A 20928-nucleotide genomic window follows, 5' to 3' on the forward strand; every position below is an offset into this window, starting at 1 on the left:
ACTATCGCTGAGCCCCCGGCCACCGGCCTGCTCGGGCCTTGAGGACTCGGGCCTTGAGGATCAGCCGGAGTACAGGCGGGCGACCACGTCCTCCATGGAGTTCTCCTTGGGGGCGGTGGCGCGCAGCTCGTCGAGGGTGCCGTCGAAGGCCAGGCTGCCGTGGTCGATCAGCATGACGCGGCGGCAGAGCTTCTCGATGTCGCCCAGATCGTGGGTGGTGAGCAGGACCGTGGTGCCGCGCTCGGCGTTGAGGCGGAGCAGGAAGTCGCGCATGGCGACCTTGCTGACCACGTCCAGGCCGATCGTGGGCTCGTCGAGCACCAGCACGGCTGGATCGTGCAGGAGCGCGGCGGTGATGTCGCCGCGCATGCGCTGGCCGAGGCTGAGCTGGCGGACCGGAGTGCCCATGAAGCCGTCGAGGCCGAGGAGTTCGGTCAACTCGGCCAGCCGCCGCCGGAAATCCGACCGATCTACTTTGTAAAGGTGTCGGATCAGTTCAAAACTGTCCCGCAGCGGCAGATCCCACCACAGGGTCGTCCGCTGGCCGAACACCACCCCGATCCTGCGCGCCAGCGCGGTGCGGCGGCGCGTCGGGTCGAGCCCGGCCACCCGGATGCTGCCGGAGGTCGGCGCCAGGATGCCGGTGAGCATCTTGATGGTGGTGGACTTGCCCGCGCCGTTGGGGCCGAGGTAGCCGACGAACTCCCCGGCCTTCACGCTGAACGACAGATCCCGTACGGCGTGCACGGTCTTTCTGGCCCTGCGGCGGCCCGCGGTGAACGAGCGGCCGACCCGGTCAACTTCGATCATGTGTCAACTCCCCGTCGAGCGGTAGCGGCGGATGCCCGTCCGCCAGGCGAGGGCGGCGAGGGCGGCCAGGGCGACGGCCGCCAGGGGCGAGGCGAAGCGGAGCCAGTACGGCAGGCCGAAGGGGTCCTCACGGTCGAGCACGAACAGTGCGGGCTGCCAGTTCACGAACGCCAGCGGTACGACGAAGGTGACGCCCTTGACGAGTTCGGAGCCGTAGACGCTCAGCGGGTACTGGGTGAGGGTGCTGCCGCCGTAGGTGAAGGCGTTGGCCACCTCGGGGGCGTTGATCAGCAGGAACTGCATGGCCCCGCCAAGGGTGAAGACCGAGGCGAAGATGACGATCCCGCACAGGACCATCAGCGGGATCATCCAGATCCTGCCCTGGTCGAGGCCGAGCCGGGGTAGCGCGACGGCGAGCACGACGGCGGCCTGTGCCGTCCTGCCGAAGCGGTGCACGCTGAAGCGGTCGACGGCCATCTGCGTGAACGCGCTCGCCGGACGGATCAGCATGGTGTCGAAGCTGCCGCTCCTGATGTGCTGGCTGAGCCGGTCGACGTTGCCGAAGAGCATGTCGGCCAGGGCGAAGGACAGGCCGGCGGTGCCGTACAGGAACATCACCTCGGCCAGGCCGAAGCCGCCCAGTGACCCGGTGTGCTCGAAGATCACCCAGATCGCCGCCACGTCCAGCGCGTTGACCGCGAACGAACCCAGCAGCATCATGATCAGCGGCCCCGGGTACTGTGCCGAGGCTCGTAGCCAGGTCCAGGCCAGCAGGAGGTACGTCCTCACCATCGGCTGTCCCGCCCGGCAGCCTTCCGCGCGTCGTCACCCACCCTGGATCACGACCTTTCTGCGGGCGGCGCCGGTGGCCAGGGCTCCCAGGATCAGCAGCGCCACCGCCCAGGCGGCCTGGAACCCCAGGGCCTCCAGGACCTCTCGCTTGCCGAGGTAGAGGTCGGCGGGGACCTGGACCATGGCCGACCAGGGGAGCGCCTCGGCCAGGGTGCCGAGCCAGCCGGGGAAGAGGTTGAGTGGCAGGACCATGCCGCTGAAGAAGAGCGTTGTCACCAGCGACAGCGACTGCACGCCCCGGTCGTCGACCACCCAGCAGGCGGACAGTGCGACCAGATAGCGCAGGGCGAAGCTGACGACCACCCCGAGGCCGAGGCCGGCGGTGAACGACACCCAGGTCATCGGGTCGACCGGCACGACGAGGCCGAACAGCATGGCGCCGATGGCCGTCGGAGGCAGGCTGCGCAGCAGGAGGAGGTAGGCGGCCCGGCCGAGATCGTCGGCGAGGCTCCACATCTGCAGGGACGCGGGGCGGACCAGGTCCAGGGCCACGTCTCCGCTGCGTACGCGTTCGGAGAGCTCCAGGCCGCCGCCGAAGACCTGCATCGGGCCGATGAAGGCCTGGCTGAGGAAGCAGAAGGTGACGGCGTCGGCGAGGTCGTATCCGGCGAGGCCGGGGCGGGCCTGCCAGAGGGCGATCAGGACGTAGGCGCGGAGGATGCCGAAGACGGTGTTGGTGAAGGCTCCGGCGATGGCGGCGGCGCGGTAGGTGGAGTGGCGGCGGAAGCCGTACCCGGCGATACGCGCGTAGAGCAGGAAGGCTGCCTCCCGGTGGGTGTCAGGACAACCCTCCCATCTTCCTGGGTGGCATGGGGAGGGGCAATGGATTTTCGGCGCATCGGATGCGGGCCCGTCGCGGGATCCGGGTGGCGTGCGGTGGTCGGGTCCGATGTCGGGCTTCGGCGGGGGTGCCGCCTGGATCCGGTCGTGTTTCCAGGGGGGGACATCTGTTCGATACATGTTTGCAATCTTCTTGATATGTGTATCGCCACTAAAAGTGTGTTATGAGGGGAATGTCCTTTTGTGGAGGTCCCCCATGCGCTATGAGATAAATACGGACGTCAGCCCGGCCTACCCCTTCAGCTGGCAGGCGGCGACCCTCAACGCGATCATGCGCGGCACCTTCAAACCCGCCTCCCAGTTTCTGCTGAGAACCGACATCGGTTTCGTCGCGGCCTCCCGCATCGCCGCTCTGGCGGGCAGGGTCCCGCTCCGCCTGCCGGTCCACGTACGCGTGACACCTGACGAGGCCGGGCCGTGCCCGGGGGAGTGGGTCCGCGCGGGCGAGGAGCTCGACGAGCGCAAGGTCCTGCTCTACTTCCACGGCGGGGGCTATTTCGCCGGCTCCCCGGCCACCCATCGGCCGATCACCTGGCGCCTGTCGGCCGCGACCCGGCGGCCGGTGCTGGCGGTCGACTACCGTCAGGGCCCGGTCCACACGCCGGCCGAGGCCCTTGCGGACGCGATCGCCGCCTACCGGTGCCTCCTGGAGCACGGTTACCACCCCGCCGACATCGTCTTCGGCGGGGACTCAGCCGGCGGCCACCTCACCCTGGCCACGCTCCTGGCGCTCCGCGACCAGGACATGCCGTTGCCGGCCGCCGCCGTGTGTCTGTCGCCGTGGACGGATCTCACCGACGTGCCCCGCAGGGTCAACCGGACGCTCGACCCGATGATCCCGGCCGGCAGCGTCGAATGGCTCGCCCGCCGCTGGACCGCGGGTCTCGACCCCCACGACCCTTTGCTCTCCCCGGTCCTCGGCGACTACACCGGCCTGCCGCCGCTGATGGTCGTCACCGGCTCCACCGAGGTCCTGCGCGACGAGGGCCGCCGGGTGGCCGAGCGGGCCCGCGCGGCCGGGGTGTCGGTCATGTACGAGGAGTGGCCCCGCATGCCTCACGTCTTCGCCATCCTCGCCGACGTCGTCCCCGAGGCCCGCGAGGTCTATCCGCACATCGCCCGCTTCCTCGACGCCGCGCAGGACCTCCTGCCCGACCAAGAGGTCGCCGCGCAGGACCTTCTCGCCCGAGACGTACCCGACCAGGGCCTCGCCGCCCAGGATCTCGTGGCCTCGGATCTTGCCGTGTCCGACCTTCCGGCGCCAGGCCTTCCCGGCGAGGACGTCTCCGCTCTCCGGATCCCGCCCGTACAGTCCGGTTCCACGGCCGCCTGATCGCCGCGATCGCCTGAGCGCGCCACGGCCGCTTGAGCGCGCCGAGACTGCGGGCTCGCCGCGGCCCGGGTTCCCGATGTCCGGCGGCGACTCGTCCGGCCGTGCTCGGCAGCGCGGGCCTTTCCCGCTGGTCACGCCGTCCCGTCCAGGCTCAAAGGCATCCTGTGCACCACGGATTTCTTACCCCCGGGGATCATTCGCCTTACCTCTCATATCCCTTCTGGCCTGTCGGGAGCGAAGAGCGCTCGAATCCCGTCACAGTGTGCTTGCCGTAGCCCGCGCACGAGAGGCTCAACGAGGATGGCACGTGGGGGAACAGATCCCATGAACGGTATGCCGGCCGGTGTGCGGCCGCTGACCGTCGGGGACCCGGTCATCATCGGCCGTTATCTTCTGCTCGGCCGCCTCGGAACAGGCGGCATGGGCATCGTCTATCTGGCCGAACATCCGCAGGGCGGAGTGGTGGCGATCAAGACCCCGCATCCGATGCACCTCAACGATGCCACGCTCCGCGCCCGTTTCGCCGAGGAAGTGAGATTCTCCCGGAGAGTGGTGCCTTTCTGTACCGCCGCGGTCATCGAGGACGGTACGGACAAGGACCGCCCATATCTGGTGTCGGAGTACGTTCCGGGCCCCGCGCTCTCCCAGGTGGTCTCCGCGCACGGCCCGCTCACCCCCGATCTGGCCTACGGCGTCGCCCTGGGGGTGGCCGCCGCGCTGGTCGCGGTGCACGAGGCGGGGTTGGTTCACCGAGATCTGAAACCGGGCAACGTGCTGCTGTCGGACACCGGTCCCCGGGTGATCGACTTCGGCATCGCCAGGGACATCGACGTCCTCGCCGCGCACACGCAGGCGGGGCAGGTCATGGGCAGTCCCGGCTGGGTCGCCCCGGAGCGGCTCACCGGCGGGCTCGCGCTGCCCGCCTCCGACATCTTCGCCTGGGGCTGCCTGGTGGCCTACGCGGCCGGTGGCCACCACCCCTTCGGCACGGGCGAGGTGGACGTGCTGACCCGGCGCATCATGGTCGAGCCGCCGAGGGTGGCCTCGGTGCCCGCGCTGCTGCGCCCGGCCGTCGAGGCCTCCCTGGCCAAGAACCCCGCCGACCGGCCGGGGGCCGCCGACCTGCTCGGCGCGCTGCTCGCCGCGGGTGGTGTGGGTGATCCGTGGGACCTGCGCGAGGCGGTCGCGGAGGTGCTGGCGGAGATCTGGACGCCGGTGCCCCACACGCCGGGAGCCGGGAGGGTGCGACTCGCGGTTCCGTCCTCGTTCCATGACGAGCCCTCGGTTCCGGTGGAGGCCTCCGCCAGGGCTTCGCGCAGGGCCAGGCCGAGCAAGGGCGCGCACCTGTCGCAGGCCGGCTTCGCGGCGCTGGCCACGGTCTCCATGGCGGCGGTCACCGTGGCCGCCGCGGCCGGCGGCGGGATCGGCTCCGGCGGCACCGGTTCGGGGATGCCCGAGCCGGTGCCGCCGGTCCTGCCCGCCGACGGCACGCCCTCCGGCTCCGTCTTCCACGGTGGCACCCGGCCGTCCGCCGGCAGGCCGCGGACAGCCCTTCCGGTCACCCCCTCCACGGTCCAGATCACCACCACCCGGACCGTCTCGCTGCCCATCGCCGGCCACGACGGCCGAGGCGGCCGAGGCGGCCATGACGGCCGTGACGGCCGCGAGGAACCGATGCCGGAGCGTCCGCGCGGCTCAGGCGGCTCTCCCGGCGGCGGTGACGACGGGCAGGACTGCGCGGACACGACCGCGAAGGGCAGGGGCAGGAACAGGGACTGCCCGACGGCATCGGGTGGTCCCAAGCCCTCCTTCACCCAGATCCCGCAGACCGGGGACGGGGAGAGTCCGTCCCCGACGCCCACCGCTCCCGCTCCCTCGGGGACGACCATCACTCCGCCCATTCCCAGCCCTTCTGTGCAGATGGGCTGAATAGCCTGTTTCGGGTGATTTACGGGAAAATATTGCTGGATCGGGTAAAGCGGGCGCCGCGAACCGAGGCGGAGGGGAGACCGATGGGCGAGCCTGTGCCCGGTGCGGTGGAGTTGAGCGGCGTCGGTCCGGGTGGTCGGCCGGACCCTGCTGGACGGCATCGGAAGCACGGATCCACACCGGCCCGGGAGGCCGGGGAGGCCGTCCTGACGGCCTCAGGTTTTCGGCCGCGCGTTCGCGCCCTCCGGTGAGGAGCGGAGCAGTAGCGGGTTCCGTGAGGTGTTTGCCCCAGTCATCGCGGCAATCTACCCAATAGGCCTCCTTCAAGAGGCGGCCTGCCGGGGGAGAGAAAGCCGCGTCGTATGCATCCACTCGCGGCGAGGAGGGCGAAACCATGACCGATGCCCGGGAAGTGCGCGACAGGTACACCGCCGCGTTCAACGCCCATGACATGGATGCGCTGCTGCGCACCGTCAGTCCGATCGGGGTGACCGTCAGCCCAGAAGGCCTGTCCCAAGGGCACGAAGAACTCGCCTCATACCTAGAACAGTTTTGGGAAGCCTTTCCGGACGTTCGCGCAGTGGTCGTGGAGTCGTTCGACGTCGAGGATGTGACGATCGACGAGCTGTTGATGGTGGGCACCCATATGGGACCGTACATGTTGCCCGATGGCCAAGTGATCACGGCGACGGGTCGCTCCGTGTCGATACGCTGCTGCTATATCTGCACGATTGAGAACAGGCTCATCGTGAGCCTGCGCCTCTACTTCGATCAGTCAGAGTTGCGCGCCCAACTCGGTCTCCCATGTGAGTGACCTCCTACTCGACGGCCGCCGGTCCGCACGCGCGGTACGCGACTGAGAGCCCGCACACGTCGAAGCGGAGCGGCTCCCTCCGGAAACGCCGGATCAGCGGGTGATGCGGATTCGCACGATGTCGGTGCGGTGCAGGGCGACGCCGTAGACGAGCGGCACGTCACCGTGTCCGAAAACGGTCTGCAGCGTCCGGGCCAGGGGATAGCCCACGGGGACGCGCAACGCGTCGGCCCCCTGATCGGAGGCGAGCACGGCTTCGAGGTCGGTGATCACCTGGGCGGCCGGGCGCAGGACGACCCGGTCGAGGAACATGAACAGGTCGGTGTCGATACCGAGCATCGGACTCGGGTCGATCTCGTTGGCGCCGATCTTCAGCGGTACGTAGTCCCGCATGTACGCGGCCCGCACGTCGTCGACGCTGAAGATCCGCGTCACCTGCCACACGGGCGACCGCGCCGGTAGGCCCAGCGCCTCGGCCGCCGCGGGCGGGCTCGGCACGGTGTCGCACGACGACGTGACCAGCTCGGCCGTGTGCCCCGCCATCTGGATACGGTCACGGTAGGCGAGGATCTTCGACATGCTCAGCGGCGCCAGGTCGCGGGTGCCGGCGAGGAACGTGCCGATTCCCCAGCGCCGGACCACCGCGCCCTCGATGGCCAGGACGCCCAGCGCCTCGCGGACGGTGCCGCGGCTCACGTCCAGCATCTCGGAGAGATCCTGCTCGGTCGGCAGCCGGTCTCCTGGCTGGACCTTAAACGTCTGAGGTGCAACCTTCCTTGGGAGACGTCTGGGCTACAAGAAGCTCGATGTGACATTCGGGTCACGGCGGCCAGGTGTACGGCACGGGTCCCGGGGGTGTCCGGTGGCGAAATACGGGGCGGGGGCGGAGTTTTCGCGCGGGTCGCCGGGATGACGGAGATCTGTGGGCGTGAGTGAGATCACACTTGGTGGACCGGACGGGAGCTCGCACGGTGGTCGTATCCGCGCGGACCATGACCCACAGGACCGTGCCCCGCGGGGTCGTGACCTAAGGGTGTCAGTCCTTCTTACGCTGGCGGATCAGGCCCATGAACCCCGGGCTGGGCTTGAACTTCGCCGTCCAGGTCTCCGCGATCTCCAGTGGCTCGCCGGTCTGCGGGTTGCGCCCGGTCCGTGCGGGTTTGTGGACGATCTCGAAGGATCCGAACCCGGGGATCGCCACCTTGTCCTCGGCCGCCACCGCCGTCTGGATCGTCCCCAGGATGGCGTCGAGAGCCGCGGCCGTCTGCCGTCGGGTGAGCCCGGCCTCTGCGGCGGCCTTCTCGATCAGCTCGCGCTTGTTCATGGGGACAGTTAACGCCATCACCGCCCGGTGAATCGAGCCCCGTCCTTCATCGGTCGCCGGTGGGACGGGTGCCCGCCCGGTTCGTGGGACGGGCACCCGCCCCCGTTCAGCGGTCGGGCTGGGCGGCCAGCCGTTCCGCCTCGGTGTGCAGTGCCTCGACGAGGATGAGCTCCAGGCGGAGATCTTCGTCAACGAGGCCGACCAGAACATCCATCGAGCCTCCCTGACCATTCTGACGCCCCAGCGGTCGCAGAAGTTGACAGCCGTACCGGACTGGACTCGGCTGTGTGCCGACCCTGAGCGTTCGCATAGGTGGGGTCCGCTACGCCGGGACGAGCTCCGCCAGATCGACGTGCTCTCCAACCTCGCGGATGCTCATGCAGTACGCCACGAGAACCCGCCGCCCGTCGATCCGGCGGGTGACCAGCAGACAGGGGCCGTCGTGAACCACGATGGCCTCAACCTCTATGCCCTGAGGGCTTCGCCAGATACCCATGAGCCCGAGGCTACGGAGGGCCGGGTAAGGGCGGGGTAACCAAACAGGCATATCGTGATGCACAGTACGGACCTTATGGATCTATCCGTAGGCTCTCCGATGATTAACCCAGTCGCTTTGGGTAACAGGACGCTGGAATTACCGTCATCAGGGAGAAAACACCATGGCTTTGCCCAAGCTCACCCCCGAACAGCGTCAGGCCGCCCTGGTCAAGGCCGCCGAGACCCGCACGGCCCGTGCCAAGCTTCTCGCCGAGGTCAAGAACGGCGCCCTCAGCCTGGAGCAGCTGCTTGGCCGCGATGACGACATCGCCAGGCGGATCAAGGTGTCGCAGGCTCTCCGGGCGCTGCCCGGAGTTGGAACGGTCAAGGCCGCGCAGCTGATGGCGCAGGCCGACGTGGACGAGGCACGCCGCCTGGGCGGCCTCGGCGCTCAGCAGCGCCGCAAGCTCATCGAGGCCGTCGGCCGCTGAGGCGCTGCCCCTCCCCCCGCGATCGCGCGCGGGGCACGCCGCCCTCACACCGGTCATGCCGCGGAGCGCGGGACGGATACGGGGAGGCCCCGCCGTACGGATTCGGGGGAGATCCGTACGGCGGGGCCTCATCCGACGACCTGATCATCGCGCTCGCCCGGGGAACCGTTCCATGCCCCGGAAGTCGTCTGGGCGAGCTCGGTCCGGAGAGTCAGTGAGCCTCTGCGAACTGCTCCTCCTCCGTCGACCCCTTCAGGGCCGTGGTGGAGGAATCCGGCGCGATGGCCGTGCTGACCAGGTCGAAGTATCCGGTGCCGACCTCGCGCTGGTGGCGGGTGGCGGTGTAGCCGCGAGCCTCGGCGGCGAACTCGGCCTCCTGGAGCTCGACGTAGGAGGTCATGCCGTCCTCGGCGTAGCCTCGGGCGAGGTTGAACATCGAGTGGTTCAGCGAGTGGAAGCCCGCCAGCGTGATGAACTGGAACTTGTAGCCCATGTGACCGAGTTCGCGCTGGAACTTGGCGATGGTGGAGTCGTCCAGGTGCTTCTTCCAGTTGAACGAGGGCGAGCAGTTGTAGGACAGCATCTGGTTGGGGTACTCGGCCTTGATGGCCTCGGCGAACTCGCGGGCCACGTCCAGGTCCGGGGTGGAGGTCTCCATCCAGAGCAGGTCGGAGTGGGGCGCGTAGGCCAGGCCGCGGGCGATGCAGGCGTCCACGCCGTTGCGGACCCGGTAGAAGCCCTCCGCGGTGCGGTCGCCGGTGGTGAACGCCTGGTCACGGGGGTCGACGTCGGTGGTCAGGAGCGTCGCGGCCTGGGCGTCGGTCCGCGCGATGACCAGGGTCGGCACGCCCAGCACGTCCGCGGCCAGGCGGGCGGCGCTGAGGGTCTTGATGTGCTGGCCGGTGGGGATGAGCACCTTGCCGCCCAGGTGGCCGCACTTCTTCTCCGAGGCGAGCTGGTCCTCCCAGTGCACGCCCGCGGCACCCGCGGCGATCATGCCCTTCATCAGCTCGAAGGCGTTCAGCACGCCGCCGAAGCCGGCCTCCGCGTCGGCCACGATCGGCGCCAGCCAGTGCGGCGCGTCGTGGTCGCCCTCCGACCAGGTGATCTGGTCCGCGCGGAGCAGCGCGTTGTTGATCCGGCGGACCACGGCCGGAACCGAGTTGGCCGGGTAGAGGCTCTGGTCGGGGTAGGTCTGCGCGCCGAGGTTGGCGTCCGCGGCGACCTGCCAGCCTGACAGGTAGATCGCCTTCAGGCCGGCCTTGACCTGCTGCACGGCCTGGTTGCCGGTCAGTGCGCCCAGGGCGTGCACGTAGTCCTCGTTGTTCAGCAGGTCCCACAGCCGCTCGGCGCCGAGCCGGGCGAGAGTGTGCTCCTCCTGGACGGACCCCCTGAGTCGAACCACGTCCTCGGCCGTGTACGTCCGCTCGGTGCCCTTCCAGCGAGGGTTGTTCTCCCACTCGCGCCGCAGCTCGTCTGCGGCTCCCTTGAGGCGATCACTCATGGTGTAACTCCTTTTCGTCCCCTGGGTGCCTTACTTCGAGTGTGTGCCCCGACGAAACGGTCAAACAAGGCCGGTTCTCGCGAAAAAATGAAGATTCTTCTCCTGTTGTCAATACTCGCCGGTATTCAGATGGGAAGAACTTCATAGTTTTCGCTATGGACTAGACCAATTCCGGTGGCGCGCTTTGCGGCTTGCCGGCTGCGAGCCGCAGGAGGTCGTCGCTCCGGGATTTCGCCCCCCGGCACCCTTCGGCGCCGACCTTCGCGTCGCCTTGAAGATCACGGTCTCGCCTCCCCGCCCTGAGGAGCCGACCGGCACTCCCGGCGCGGGTACGGCGGCGCTCTCTCAGGTGGCAGGTGAGGTGGTGAAATTTCCCGGGAAATTTCGTTTAGCATCGTGCTATGGCATCTTTGGTGGGTGAAGAACCGCTTTCCTTGACGCAGGAGCTCGATCTCATCGCGTTCGGCCAGCGCCTCCGGCACTTGCGCAAGCAGCGCGGCCTCACCCTGTCCGACCTGGGAGAACGCGTGAACCGCGCGCCCAGCCAGCTTTCCCTGCTGGAGAACGGCAAACGCGAGCCGAAGTTGTCGCTGCTGAAGTCCCTGGCCGCCGCGCTCGGCGTGCCGATCGAGGAACTGCTCCGCAGGCAGGCCCCGAACCGCCGGGCACAGCTGGAGATGGCCCTGGAGGAGGCGCAGCGTGACCCCCTGTACGCCGGGCTCGGCCTGGCCAGGCTGAAGGTCTCCGCTCGCGTCCCCAACGACGTGCTCGAACACATCCTCGGCCTCTACGGGGAGCTGCGCTCACGCCAGGCCAGAGGGACCGCCACCCCCGAGGAGGCCCGTGCCGCGAACGCCGAGCTCCGCCGCAAGCAGCGTGAGCAGGGCAACTACTTCGCGGAGATCGAGCAGGCCGCCGCCGAGGCGCTCGCCGCGGTCGGCTACCGTTCCGGAGCGCTGTCGCAGAGCACCGTCCAGGCGCTGGTCGGCCACTTCGGTTACACCGTGCAGACGGTCCAGGACCTGCCGCTCACCGTGCGCTCCATCTCCGACCTGCGCAACCGGCGGATCTACGTCAAGCACGAGCAGGTCGGCATGCACACCCCCCGCACGATCCTGCTGCAGACCCTCGGACATCTCTCCCTCGGCCACCACAAGCCCCGCGACTTCGCGGACTTCCTGCGTCAGCGGACCGAGGCCAACTATTTCGCCGCCGCCATCCTGGTGCCCGAGGCGGCCGCCGTGCCGTACCTGAGGGAGGCCAAGAAGGACCGGGCGCTGAGCGTGGAGGACCTGCGCGACGTGTTCGCCGTCTCCTACGAGATGGCCGCGCACCGTTTCACCAACCTGGCCACCCACTTCCTCGACCTGAGCTGCCACTTCGTCCGCAACAACGCCGGCGGGATCATCTACAAGGCGTACGAGAACGACGGCATCGTCTTCCCCGCCGACGAGCAGGGCGCGATCGAGGGCCAGCGCATGTGCCTGCAGTGGTCCGGACGCCAGGTCTTCCTGTCACCCGACCGCTTCTCCGTCTACTACCAGTACTCCGACTCGCCCACCGGCACCTATTTCTGCGTCGCCCACGTCGACCCGTCGCGCGAGCGCGACTTCGCCATCACCCTGGGCGTCCCGTACCGGGAGTCGCGCTGGTTTCGCGGGCGCGAGACCACCAGCCGTACCAAGTCGGACTGCCCCACCGGAGACTGCTGCCGCCGCCCGCCCGCCGAGTTGACCCAGCGCTGGGAGGGCTACGCCTGGCCCTCGGCCCGGGGCAACTCCCACATCCTGGCCGCGCTGCCGCCCGGATCCTTCCCCGGTGTCGACGAGGCCGATGTCTACACCTTCCTGGAGCGCCACGCCATCAGCTGAGCACGCGGTCCGGGCACGGTGTGTCATCCCGAGGGCGGGGCCGTCCGGCGCAGCGTCAGGGACGGGTGGCCGTGGAACCGGTAGGCGCCCGCGCTGTCGGGGTCCTGCCCGCGCATGGACCGCAGCACCTCGGCCGGGGGCTCACCGGTGAAGCAGCGCCGGTAGAACTCCCGCGCCAGGCCCCCGCCGACCGGCCAGAGCGGTTCGACGACCCCGCTCGCGCCCGCGAGCAGGAACGCCTGGGCGTCCCCCGGTTCCTCCAGGAAGACGAACGGGGCACCGGTCAGGTCACGGCCCAGCGCCTCGGCCGCGGATCCGCCGGCCGTGAGGTGGACGATGTCCGGCCCCTGGCCGAGTACGCCCAGGATGTCGCCGAGCGCGGGGGAGACCTGCACGGCGCCGTACTCGGTCACCAGCGGATGTGCCTGTGCCTCGTCGTACACCACCGCGACATGATCCGCCCGTGCGCTCACCGGGGGAGGCAGTTCGGGGCGCCGGCCGCCGAGGGGCCAGCGGCCGGTCACCGTCTGGCAGTTCAGATAGCGGGGGAGCGACGGGTCGTACGGGTGCTCCAGTGCGGCCAGTTCCCAGGGCACGTGCGGTTCCTGGGAGAGGATCAGCACGCTCGGCCGGCGCGGTGCCACCCGGCCGGCCACCGCGTTCAGCAGTTCCCAGAACCCCCGAGGCACACGCGAGCCGACCTTCCGTCCCAGTTCCTCGGAGAGGCGGCCCTGCCCGGTCAGGTTCCGGCCGAACTCCGAGGCCCGCATGCCGAGGTCGCAGAACTCGGCCCGGTCGGGGGTGACGAAGTGCGGCGACCGGTAGGTCCACCACAGCCGCCCCGGCTCATCACCGTGGACGATGACCGCCGTGACGTCCGCCGGCTCGCCCAGGAGGGCCGGACGGATACGGGTGCCGGAGACCGGCTCCGGCGCCTCCTCCAGGCCGAGCCTGCCGGGCGAGCCGTGGACCGTGATCGCACGCAGGCCGAACCCGACCACCTGGCCGCGCACCGAGTGGATCGTCTGGATCTGCCGGGCGACCTCGGGCCCCTCCTGCGCGAGGGCGATGAGGTTGACCGCCGCGCGGGGGTACGGTGACGCCGCGTCTGCGCGCAGCCGCACCCGCCACCCAGCCGGTGCGTCGAAGCCCTCGGCGACGAGCTGGATGTCCAGCTCGACCGGCTCGCGCGGTGCCGCGGTGCCGTCCCGCCCCTGGCCGGGGGCGACGCCGATCGACACCTCCGTGCCCCAGCCCGAGACCGACTCGGTGGGTGCCTCGATCAGCGGGACCCCCTCCCACTCGGACCCGGGCGCCGGGGCGGGCGCATCCCCGCGCCGCCTGCGGAAGGCCCCGGTCAGCCGGTCGAGCACCGAGGGGCCTCGGTTCCCGGCGGGAACCCGTGAGGCGGCGAGCGGCTCGGGCGGCGTCGGTGGTGCCTGTGCCTGCGGTGCCTGCGGTGCCTGCGATGCCTGCGATGACGCGGGGCCCGCCGCATGGCCGGGGGGTATCCAGTCGACGCTCATGGCGCCGGTGGAGGGTATGTCGTCGTATCCACCGTCGTACGCGTCCCCGCCCCGGTCCTGCGGCGGGTGCGTCTGCCCGCCCGTGTCGGCGAGCATGGGGATCACCTGCTCGGCGGCGAGGCCGTGCTCCAGGTTCAGCAGTGCGGAGAGCCGGTTCCAGGCGGGGCCGTACTGGGCGATCAGCATGACGATCGCGTCGGCCAGTTGCCCGGGAGGACGGCTGCCGGCCTCGGCCAGCAGAGGATCCAGCCGGTCGCGAAGCTCAGCGGAGGCACCGCCCATCAAGCTGTCAAGCTCGTCGCGGACAGCGCGCGCCGCCCGCATCACGGCTACCGGGTCCATGCCTTCCCTCCTCGTGCCGGACTGGACTGATCTTCCCACCTGTGGGGCGAGGACGGGAGCCGGTACTTGTACGGAATCAGCGCCACATAAGGTGATACCCGTAAGTACCGAGGTGATGGGAAGGGTGGGCTGTGCTGCCTGAGGTCGAGGCATGGCTGAGCGGGCGCACCTCATCCTCGGGCGACTGGTCGCTGCCGGAGCTGCTGAGAGCCAAGGGTGAGACGACGATCAGCGTCGTGTTGCCCGCACGCGACGAGGAGGAGACGGTCGGGGAGATCGTTACCGCGATCCGCCACGATCTCATGGAGGCCGCGCCGCTCGTCGACGAGCTCGTGGTCATCGACTCCCGCTCCGTCGACGACACCGCCGGAAGCGCCGCGCGTGCCGGGGCGACGGTGATCGCGCAGGACGAGGTCCTGCCCGACCTCAAGCCGTTGGACGGCAAGGGCGAGGCACTGTGGAAGTCCCTCGCTGTGACCTCCGGTGACCTGATCGTGTTCATCGACGCCGACCTGCGCGAGTTCCGTACGTCCTTCGTGACCGGGCTGCTCGGCCCGCTGCTGGCCGATCCGGCGGTGGTCTACGTCAAGGGCTGCTACGACCGGCCCCTGCAGAACGTGCAGAGCGGCGGCGGCCGGGTCACCGAGCTCGTCGCGCGCCCCCTGCTCAACCTGCACTGGCCGCTGCTGGCCGGATTCGTGCAACCCCTCGCCGGAGAGTACGCCGGGCGCAGGTCCGTGCTGGAGAGCGTTCCCTTCGTCACCGGCTACGGCGTGGAGCTCGGCTTGCTGATCGATCTGCTCGACCTCGCCGGGCTCGACGCCCTGGCCCAGGTCGACCTGGGCCGCCGGGTCCACTCCCATCAGTCGACGGAGGCGCTTGGCGGGATGGCCGCCCAGATCCTGCAGACCTCCTGGTCGCGCCTGGAGCGCCAGAACATGATGGTGTCCCTGCACAGCCCCTCTCCCCGCCTGGCCCAGTTCCGCCGGGGCGCGAGCGGCCACCAGGTGAGCGTCCGGGACGTCGCCGTTGCCGAACGCCCGCCGATGATCACTGTTCCCGCCTATCGCTCCGCTCGCTGACCACGCCGTACGAGCGTGCTTCCGGGCGGTGCACGGAGCCCTCGACGCGGGCGATGGCCGTTTGGCCGGTGGAGCGGCAGAGGCGCCGTTAACAGCCTTCGCGCCGAGATCGGGCGCGGCGGTCGGTCAGCCGCAACCGCCCGCGTGGCCGGCGTCTCCGGCTGCGGCCGGCGGCACCACCGTCTCGATCGGCTCGGGCTGCGGCGCCCATGTGCCACGGACCGATGCCACGAAGTCCAGTACCCGGTCGGCGCCCCAGAACTTGTCGCGCCCGTTCATGAACATGGGCACTCCGAACACGCCGTCCTTCTCGATATTCTTCAGGTAGGCAACGCTCCGCGCCTGCATCAATGGATCCTCATGGGCACCCGCGATGCGGACCGGGTCGAGGCCGATCTCCTTGGCGACAGCGGCGACAACGTCAGGATCGGAGATGTTGAGGCCGTTCTCCCAGCGGGCGCGGTAGGTCGCCGCGACGAACTCCTCGCCCTTGCCCTCGTCCAGCGCCGCCAGGTAGCCGAGGTGTGCCACGTCCCATTCCGGGTCCTTGTCGACAGGCCAGGTCATGGTCAGCCCTCTGGCCCGGGCCAGCCGACGTACGTCCTGGAGGATGTAGAGGTGTTTTGCCTTGGACATGACCGTGTAGGGCAGTTCGATCCCCTGCTCGGCCACCAGACGCGAGCACTCCTCACCGGGTTCCCACATCGGTAGCCACTCTACGGCGGCCAGAACGTCCGGGTGGTGCGCGAGCAGGTCACGATAGGCGATCCAGGAATACGGGCTACGCAGTGAGAAGTACCACTTCAGCCGCTTGGGTTTGGCCATCGAATCATCAGTCCGTTTCTATCGCGTTCATTGACTGCACAACGTCTCCTGCGGCAAGAAGATTGGACCGAGGCCGGCTTCTACGCGGGCGCCCCACTCCCGCACGGCCGATACCCCGAGAGCCGCCGCTGACAATGGCGACCCTGGACTCAATGGTCATGTCCGCCTGTCGCTGCACGCAGTTGTTCGGCGGGGCGGTAGGCCACCACCATTTTGGACACGGTGAACACGAGCTCGCCGCGCACGACGCATTCACCTTCAAAGATCACGGTCTCGCCCGCCTCCGCCGGCGCCGTGAGAAGCGCTCCGCGATGCACCACCTCCACCACGCACATGCCGGGGAAGATCGGGAATCCGGGGTAGTGACCGGCGAACACCGGCTCGTCCGGGCTGATCGTGATCGCCACCTCGTTGCCGGACAACAGGTGTATCTGTCCGGTAACCGGGCTGATCGCACTACGATTCACCGGCGGCGTCATGTCATCTCGCCAATCGGAGCAGGGCGCAGGCCACAACGCCGTGGTTGTCGACGGCTGTGACGACCGCGAGTTTTCCGGCGGCCTCCGGCGAACGCCTGGCCACACTGAGCACCGTCGCGATGCGAAACGCCGACGACGCTGCGCCGGTGTCGCCCAGCAGGTCTGTCGCCGGCAGCCGCTGCACGGCGTCATCACCGAACATTCGCCGCAGGACCGCCTGCTCGTGGTCGCCCTCGATGCCCGTCATCGAGCCCGATGCAGCCCAAACGTCACCCGGCGCGGCCGGCACGCTGGACAGTGCGCCGCGGACAAGCGACTCGAGTGTGGCCCGCGGGTCTTGGTCCAGGTAGACCCGCGACCCGATGGCCAGCACCTCGGCCAGCGGCTCACGGCCCTCGCCGATGCCGGCCAGCGGCTCTACGAGGAAGAACGCGCAGCCCTCGCCGAGGGTGGAGGTTCCACCGTAATGGTGGTGCAGCCAGGCCCGTACGCTGGAGTACTCCTCCGCCGCGCCGACAAGGACCTTGCGTGCCCGGTTGTTGTCGAGCAGTCGGCGGGCGTAGTCCATCGCGAGCAGACCCGCGGTGTCACCGCCGGCGAGCGTGGCGTTGGGTCCGCGTAATTGGTGCCAGATAGCGCATTGGCCCGCGGCGCTGTTCATCACCGTGTTCAGCATCCGGCCCGGGTCCACTTGGTAGGGCAGTTCGGCGGCGGAGGACTCCCGGGCGAAATCCATCGCAGACTGCGCGCTGCCCATTGTGGTGCCCAGCACCAGTGCTGTGTCGGTGCCCGTCTCTACGACCTGATTGCCCTCGGCGTCGCTCAACACCAACCTGACCGTGCTCACCGCCAGGCCCGTCACCCGATCCATCGAACGGGTTCCCTTGCGCCCCAAGACGTCCTTCGCGGAGAAGTCCGGGACCAGGCAGGCGGTGGTCGCAGGTCCCGGCCACAGCTCGCGGTCGAGCGGAGCCACGGTGGGCTTGGCCGTGGAAACACCGTCCACGAAGGACTGCCGGCCGAGGCCGAACGGCGACACCGCGGACCATGCCGTGATCACAGGCCGGGCGGAGAGCAGAGGTGGGGCGTTCACCGGCCATCCTCTTTGACGTATTTGCCGAGGATCACGCTGGCGTTGTTGCCGCCGAACGCCAGCCCGTTGTTTTGCACCACGCGCAAGTCGGCGGCGACCGACGTGTTGGGCACGCAGTCGATCTCGCACCCGGGGTCGGTGACTCGATGGTTGATGGTCGGCGGGATGAATCCATGCGTGATGGCCAGTGCGCACGCGATGGAGCCCAGCGCGCTCGCGGCGCCCATGGTGTGGCCCAGCATGGACTTGATCGAGACGGTGCGCGGCGGCTTGTCGCCGTAGACCTGGCGGACGGCCCGAGATTCGGTGATGTCGTTGGCCTGCGTGCCGGTGCCGTGCGCGGAGACCAGGTCCACCTCGTGGGGCTTGACTCCTGCGTCGTCCAGCGCCAGCCTCATGCAGCGCTCGATGCTGGATTGGTTCGGCGCCACCTGATGGTATGCGTCGCAGTTCAGGCCGTAGCCAAGCACCTCGGCGTAGATGCGGGCACCACGTGCCAGCGCGGAGTCCAGGCTCTCCATCACCAGCACGCCCGCGCCCTCACCGGTCAGGATGCCTCTACGATCAGCGTCAAAGGGTTGGCAGACCTGCGGTGCGATGGCGCCCAGCCGGTAGAACGAGGCAAAGGTCTTGCGGCACATGGCGTCCGCGCCACCGCACAAGGCGAACTCGACGTCACCCGAGCGCACGGCATCGAAGCCGTCGCCGATGGCGTAGTTGCCCGCAGCGCAGGCCGTGCCGATGGTGTATGCGCTGACGTTGCTCATACGCAGCTCGCGAGCGATGGAGATGGACAACATTAGAGGGGGGACCCAGCGGCTCGTCGCCGGGGCCGTTGCCCTCACCCCCTCAGCGATCCGTGGCTCCATCAACACGTCGAGGTCGAACGGCTCTCCGTTGGTGGTGCCGACGGTGACCAGTCCACGCTTGCCGGCCAGTTCTTTCTCGTCCAGTCCCGCGTCGGTGACCGCCATCCTCGCCGCGGCGGCGGAGAACTGACTTGCCCTGCCCAACGTGGCCGGATCGATGTTGCGCAGCCAGACGGTCGGGTCGAATCCCATGACCTGGCAACCGTTGGCGTGCTCGAAGCCCGAGGTGTCGAACACGGAGATCGGCCTGGCGCCGCTACGGCCGGCCCGTAGTCCCTCCGCGAACTCCGCGCTCCCCAACCCGATGCTGGATACCACCCCAAACCCGGTAAGCACCACCCTGTTCACGGGGCTTCCTCCTGCTTTCGCGGTTTCGGGCCTACCAGCCGGCAGCTTCGGCGGTTACCTCGTAGACGCCGTTGATGTTGATCATTCTGGGCAGCTCGGACTGCTCGATGACGATCCGGAACTCCTTCTCCAGCGCGGCGAGGATCTCGATCGCCCGCAGCGAGTCGGCCTCGTGGTCCTCGATGAACAGACTGGATTCGGTAACCTCGTCCTCTTCAAGCTCCAGGACCTCGCAGACGATCTCCCTGATCCTGGCGGCACGCTCGTTGGTTATGGCGGTCATCTTGTGCTCCTTGATCTCTGCCGGAAGGAAACGCGGTTCGTTCAGGTGTTGTGCAGGGCTATCAGTGACAGGGGCCGCATGTCGGTCCAGTTCTCGGTGACGAACCTCAGCGCCTGCTCCCGGCTGCCCGGCCCGAACACCTGACGCCAGCCGTCGGGCACGGCTGCGAACTCCGGCCACAAACTGTGCTGGCCCTCGGCGTTGACCAACACCAGGTACGTGCCGGCCTCGTCATCAAAAGGATTGGTCATCCAAGTGCTCCCTATCTCTCAGTGGACGGCAAAGTCGCGGGTGACGGCGACCACCGAATCGGTGACGTCCCTTGACTCATCAGAAGCCGGCCACAGCACGGCCCGCGCGACGTCACGCGCCCGCGTCGGCCGGTTAGTTGATTGGCTCGCTGTGAACACCCGCTCACTGACGTCCACTGCGTCTGCGATAGTTACAGTTGCCGCCGACGCCGGCTCGGGTAGCCGCCGCGCGTCCAGCCTTCCGTGGGGCTGGTACCGCCGTGCCGGACATGAACGACTCCCTAGGCTCACGACGAAAGTGACTATATCGAGGACCAATCAAGGAAATCACTAGTGATTCCCTTAGAAGCGACCGGATATCGTACGCTTCGGTGAGTCAAGCCTCCGTTGAGGGCCACTTTCTGTGATTGAGGGTCGTCTATGTCCGGTAAGGCGGCGGCGCCGACTTTCTCCGTTATATCCGGCACTCAGGTAAGTCATGCGCTGGTTCGACGAGATCGGTGTGCACGGCGGACTTGTGGCGGTCGACGGGTTCTTCCATGAGTTGACGCGTTACGGCAAGGGCTGAGGCTGCAGAAGAGGACCATGGCGTGCCAATCATTTCCGCTCCACAGGACTTTCACGTCGAAGATCTTTACGTTGCGTTGGAGGGGCTGCTCGGCCGGGCACTTCATCTGAAGTGCGAGGGGTTCAACTTCGCGGGCTCCGGGAAGCTCAAGGCCGCTTCGGAAATGATCTCGGCCGCCGAGCACAGTGGTTTGCTCGATCACAGCTCGGTGCTCATCGAGTCGTCGTCGGGCAACATGGGTGTGGCGCTGAGCATGATCGCGGCGAGCAGGGGTTACACGTTCGTGTGTGTCACCGATCCTCGGTGCAACCTGACCACCAAGCGGCTGATGGAGTCTTTGGGCAGTCAGGTGCATACGATTACCGAGCCGGACGACGACGGGGGCTTTCTTGGCGCACGGTTGTCCTATATCCGTACGTTATGTGCGTCTGATGATCGTTACCTCTGGCTTGACCAGTACCGCAACCCCAATAACTGGCAAGCGCATTATCGGCGGACGGCGCCTGCGATCAGTCGCCGGTTCCCGGAGTTGGACGTGCTGTTTGTCGGTGCGGGTACGACCGGGACGTTGATGGGCTGTGCGCGCTGGTTTGGTGAGTTCGCGCCGCAGGTGCGGGTGGTTGCTGTGGACAGTGTCGGTTCGGTGACGTTCGGCGGGCCGCCCGGTCGGCGTATGATCCCTGGTCTTGGTACCAGCGAGCGGCAGGTCCAGGTCGACGAGTCCTATCTGTGCGATGTGGTGTATGTGTCCGAGCCGGACACGGTCCGGATGTGCCATCGGCTCGCGAAGAAGGGGTTTTTGTTCGGGGGGTCGACCGGGACCGTGTGCAGCGGTGCGTTGCAGTGGCTCCAGGTGCACGATCCTGGTCATCACCTGTCCTCGGTGGCGGTTTCACCTGACCTTGGTGAGCGCTATCTGGACACGGTTTACCAGGAGAGCTGGGTGCGTGACGTCTACGGCGATGACGTGCTCGCGGGGGACCGGCGCGAGCCGGTTGGGTGAGTCCAGGGTTTCTA

The 20928-nt window shown here is 68.5% G+C and carries 21 protein-coding genes and 1 pseudogene; 7 read left to right on the forward strand and 15 right to left on the reverse strand.

What is annotated here, in order from left to right; all coding sequences use genetic code 11:
• Nucleotides 1-60: 60 nt before the first annotated feature.
• Genes OIE13_RS09770 through OIE13_RS09780 form a run of 3 tightly spaced genes read right to left on the reverse strand, consistent with a single transcriptional unit; the run spans nucleotide 61 to nucleotide 2622 of the window.
• The gene (locus OIE13_RS09770; protein ID WP_326829901.1) at nucleotides 61-810 is read right to left on the reverse strand and encodes an ABC transporter ATP-binding protein; all 750 of its coding nucleotides are present in this window, start codon (nucleotides 808-810) and stop codon (nucleotides 61-63) included.
• Between the two features lie 3 nt (nucleotides 811-813).
• Nucleotides 814-1602 carry an ABC transporter permease gene (locus OIE13_RS09775; RefSeq protein WP_326829902.1) on the reverse strand — a complete coding sequence of 263 codons (789 nt, stop codon included), beginning with the start codon at nucleotides 1600-1602 and terminating at the stop codon, nucleotides 814-816.
• A 33-nt stretch (nucleotides 1603-1635) separates the two neighbouring features.
• Complete coding sequence (locus OIE13_RS09780; RefSeq protein ID WP_326829903.1) at nucleotides 1636-2622, reverse strand: ABC transporter permease; 987 nt, start codon at nucleotides 2620-2622, stop codon at nucleotides 1636-1638.
• A gap of 76 nt (nucleotides 2623-2698) precedes the next feature.
• Between OIE13_RS09780 and OIE13_RS09785 the strand changes: the two genes are divergently transcribed.
• The 3 genes from OIE13_RS09785 (at nucleotide 2699) to OIE13_RS09795 (ending at nucleotide 6578) form a co-directional block, all read left to right on the forward strand.
• Nucleotides 2699-3835 carry an alpha/beta hydrolase fold domain-containing protein gene (locus OIE13_RS09785; protein ID WP_326640886.1) on the forward strand — a complete coding sequence of 379 codons (1137 nt, stop codon included), beginning with the start codon at nucleotides 2699-2701 and terminating at the stop codon, nucleotides 3833-3835.
• A gap of 324 nt (nucleotides 3836-4159) precedes the next feature.
• Nucleotides 4160-5764: a serine/threonine-protein kinase gene (locus tag OIE13_RS09790; protein WP_326640884.1), complete on the forward strand. Its 1605-nt coding sequence runs from the start codon at nucleotides 4160-4162 to the stop codon at nucleotides 5762-5764.
• Nucleotides 5765-6158: 394 nt separating this feature from the next.
• Nucleotides 6159-6578: an ester cyclase gene (locus tag OIE13_RS09795; RefSeq protein ID WP_326640882.1), complete on the forward strand. Its 420-nt coding sequence runs from the start codon at nucleotides 6159-6161 to the stop codon at nucleotides 6576-6578.
• 93 nt (nucleotides 6579-6671) lie between these two features.
• Here OIE13_RS09795 and OIE13_RS09800 read toward each other — a convergent pair whose 3' ends face one another.
• The 4 genes and pseudogenes from OIE13_RS09800 to OIE13_RS09815 all read right to left on the reverse strand — a co-directional run bounded on the left by OIE13_RS09800 (nucleotide 6672) and on the right by OIE13_RS09815 (nucleotide 8398).
• A complete protein-coding gene (locus tag OIE13_RS09800; protein ID WP_326830276.1) occupies nucleotides 6672-7157 on the reverse strand; it encodes a UTRA domain-containing protein in 486 nt (161 codons plus the stop codon).
• A 42-nt stretch (nucleotides 7158-7199) separates the two neighbouring features.
• Nucleotides 7200-7316: pseudogene (locus tag OIE13_RS09805) on the reverse strand (GntR family transcriptional regulator); the annotation flags it as partial.
• Nucleotides 7317-7614: 298 nt separating this feature from the next.
• Complete coding sequence (locus OIE13_RS09810; RefSeq protein WP_030909250.1) at nucleotides 7615-7902, reverse strand: HU family DNA-binding protein; 288 nt, start codon at nucleotides 7900-7902, stop codon at nucleotides 7615-7617.
• Nucleotides 7903-8224: 322 nt separating this feature from the next.
• Entirely contained in the window at nucleotides 8225-8398 is a 174-nt protein-coding gene (locus OIE13_RS09815; RefSeq protein WP_326640877.1) for a hypothetical protein, read from the reverse strand.
• 163 nt (nucleotides 8399-8561) lie between these two features.
• On the opposite strand from OIE13_RS09815, the gene mihF reads away from it, so the two are divergent.
• Nucleotides 8562-8870 (forward strand): integration host factor, actinobacterial type, encoded by a 309-nt coding sequence (mihF, locus tag OIE13_RS09820; RefSeq protein WP_326640874.1) that lies wholly within the window; start codon nucleotides 8562-8564, stop codon nucleotides 8868-8870.
• Nucleotides 8871-9081: 211 nt separating this feature from the next.
• Here mihF and aceA read toward each other — a convergent pair whose 3' ends face one another.
• Nucleotides 9082-10374, reverse strand: coding sequence for an isocitrate lyase (gene aceA, locus OIE13_RS09825; protein WP_326640872.1), 1293 nt, complete (start codon nucleotides 10372-10374; stop codon nucleotides 9082-9084).
• Nucleotides 10375-10775: 401 nt separating this feature from the next.
• On the opposite strand from aceA, the gene OIE13_RS09830 reads away from it, so the two are divergent.
• On the forward strand, nucleotides 10776-12245 hold the full coding sequence (locus tag OIE13_RS09830) for a helix-turn-helix domain-containing protein (protein ID WP_442811608.1): 1470 nt from the start codon (nucleotides 10776-10778) through the stop codon (nucleotides 12243-12245).
• A gap of 23 nt (nucleotides 12246-12268) precedes the next feature.
• Here OIE13_RS09830 and OIE13_RS09835 read toward each other — a convergent pair whose 3' ends face one another.
• On the reverse strand, nucleotides 12269-14113 hold the full coding sequence (locus OIE13_RS09835; RefSeq protein WP_326829904.1) for a hypothetical protein: 1845 nt from the start codon (nucleotides 14111-14113) through the stop codon (nucleotides 12269-12271).
• A gap of 131 nt (nucleotides 14114-14244) precedes the next feature.
• Between OIE13_RS09835 and OIE13_RS09840 the strand changes: the two genes are divergently transcribed.
• On the forward strand, nucleotides 14245-15195 hold the full coding sequence (locus OIE13_RS09840; protein WP_326640866.1) for a glucosyl-3-phosphoglycerate synthase: 951 nt from the start codon (nucleotides 14245-14247) through the stop codon (nucleotides 15193-15195).
• Nucleotides 15196-15321: 126 nt separating this feature from the next.
• Here OIE13_RS09840 and OIE13_RS09845 read toward each other — a convergent pair whose 3' ends face one another.
• The 6 genes from OIE13_RS09845 to OIE13_RS09870 all read right to left on the reverse strand — a co-directional run bounded on the left by OIE13_RS09845 (nucleotide 15322) and on the right by OIE13_RS09870 (nucleotide 19343).
• On the reverse strand, nucleotides 15322-16020 hold the full coding sequence (locus OIE13_RS09845; protein WP_326640864.1) for a 2-hydroxychromene-2-carboxylate isomerase: 699 nt from the start codon (nucleotides 16018-16020) through the stop codon (nucleotides 15322-15324).
• 149 nt (nucleotides 16021-16169) lie between these two features.
• Nucleotides 16170-16499, reverse strand: a complete 330-nt coding sequence (locus tag OIE13_RS09850) for a hypothetical protein (RefSeq protein WP_326829905.1) — start codon at nucleotides 16497-16499, stop codon at nucleotides 16170-16172.
• A gap of 1 nt (nucleotide 16500) precedes the next feature.
• Nucleotides 16501-17592 carry a beta-ketoacyl synthase N-terminal-like domain-containing protein gene (locus tag OIE13_RS09855; RefSeq protein ID WP_326640860.1) on the reverse strand — a complete coding sequence of 364 codons (1092 nt, stop codon included), beginning with the start codon at nucleotides 17590-17592 and terminating at the stop codon, nucleotides 16501-16503.
• Nucleotides 17589-18809: a beta-ketoacyl-[acyl-carrier-protein] synthase family protein gene (locus tag OIE13_RS09860; protein ID WP_326829906.1), complete on the reverse strand. Its 1221-nt coding sequence runs from the start codon at nucleotides 18807-18809 to the stop codon at nucleotides 17589-17591. Before OIE13_RS09860 ends, OIE13_RS09855 begins: the two co-directional genes overlap by 4 nt.
• Nucleotides 18810-18840: 31 nt before the next feature.
• Complete coding sequence (locus OIE13_RS09865; protein WP_326640856.1) at nucleotides 18841-19092, reverse strand: acyl carrier protein; 252 nt, start codon at nucleotides 19090-19092, stop codon at nucleotides 18841-18843.
• A 41-nt stretch (nucleotides 19093-19133) separates the two neighbouring features.
• Complete coding sequence (locus tag OIE13_RS09870; protein WP_326640854.1) at nucleotides 19134-19343, reverse strand: MbtH family protein; 210 nt, start codon at nucleotides 19341-19343, stop codon at nucleotides 19134-19136.
• Between the two features lie 590 nt (nucleotides 19344-19933).
• On the opposite strand from OIE13_RS09870, the gene sbnA reads away from it, so the two are divergent.
• A complete protein-coding gene (gene sbnA / locus OIE13_RS09875; RefSeq protein ID WP_326640852.1) occupies nucleotides 19934-20914 on the forward strand; it encodes a 2,3-diaminopropionate biosynthesis protein SbnA in 981 nt (326 codons plus the stop codon).
• Nucleotides 20915-20928 lie beyond the last annotated feature (14 nt).

Source organism: Streptosporangium sp. NBC_01810 (assembly GCF_035917355.1).
Taxonomy (GTDB): domain Bacteria; phylum Actinomycetota; class Actinomycetes; order Streptosporangiales; family Streptosporangiaceae; genus Streptosporangium.

Bases quoted from the DNA above. Each gene is read 5' to 3' on its own strand.
- OIE13_RS09865 (WP_326640856.1), bottom strand. From the start codon at position 19,092: ATGACCGCCATAACCAACGAGCGTGCCGCCAGGATCAGGGAGATCGTC.
- OIE13_RS09810 (WP_030909250.1), bottom strand. From the start codon at position 7,902: ATGAACAAGCGCGAGCTGATCGAGAAGGCCGCCGCAGAGGCCGGGCTC.
- OIE13_RS09795 (WP_326640882.1), top strand. From the start codon at position 6,159: ATGACCGATGCCCGGGAAGTGCGCGACAGGTACACCGCCGCGTTCAAC.
- mihF (WP_326640874.1), top strand. From the start codon at position 8,562: ATGGCTTTGCCCAAGCTCACCCCCGAACAGCGTCAGGCCGCCCTGGTC.
- OIE13_RS09830 (WP_442811608.1), top strand. From the start codon at position 10,776: ATGGCATCTTTGGTGGGTGAAGAACCGCTTTCCTTGACGCAGGAGCTC.
- OIE13_RS09775 (WP_326829902.1), bottom strand. From the start codon at position 1,602: ATGGTGAGGACGTACCTCCTGCTGGCCTGGACCTGGCTACGAGCCTCG.
- OIE13_RS09785 (WP_326640886.1), top strand. From the start codon at position 2,699: ATGCGCTATGAGATAAATACGGACGTCAGCCCGGCCTACCCCTTCAGC.
- OIE13_RS09850 (WP_326829905.1), bottom strand. From the start codon at position 16,499: ATGACGCCGCCGGTGAATCGTAGTGCGATCAGCCCGGTTACCGGACAG.
- OIE13_RS09835 (WP_326829904.1), bottom strand. From the start codon at position 14,113: ATGGACCCGGTAGCCGTGATGCGGGCGGCGCGCGCTGTCCGCGACGAG.
- OIE13_RS09800 (WP_326830276.1), bottom strand. From the start codon at position 7,157: ATGTCGAAGATCCTCGCCTACCGTGACCGTATCCAGATGGCGGGGCAC.
- OIE13_RS09815 (WP_326640877.1), bottom strand. From the start codon at position 8,398: ATGGGTATCTGGCGAAGCCCTCAGGGCATAGAGGTTGAGGCCATCGTG.
- OIE13_RS09770 (WP_326829901.1), bottom strand. From the start codon at position 810: ATGATCGAAGTTGACCGGGTCGGCCGCTCGTTCACCGCGGGCCGCCGC.
- OIE13_RS09790 (WP_326640884.1), top strand. From the start codon at position 4,160: ATGAACGGTATGCCGGCCGGTGTGCGGCCGCTGACCGTCGGGGACCCG.
- aceA (WP_326640872.1), bottom strand. From the start codon at position 10,374: ATGAGTGATCGCCTCAAGGGAGCCGCAGACGAGCTGCGGCGCGAGTGG.
- OIE13_RS09845 (WP_326640864.1), bottom strand. From the start codon at position 16,020: ATGGCCAAACCCAAGCGGCTGAAGTGGTACTTCTCACTGCGTAGCCCG.
- OIE13_RS09780 (WP_326829903.1), bottom strand. From the start codon at position 2,622: ATGTATCGAACAGATGTCCCCCCCTGGAAACACGACCGGATCCAGGCG.
- OIE13_RS09870 (WP_326640854.1), bottom strand. From the start codon at position 19,343: ATGACCAATCCTTTTGATGACGAGGCCGGCACGTACCTGGTGTTGGTC.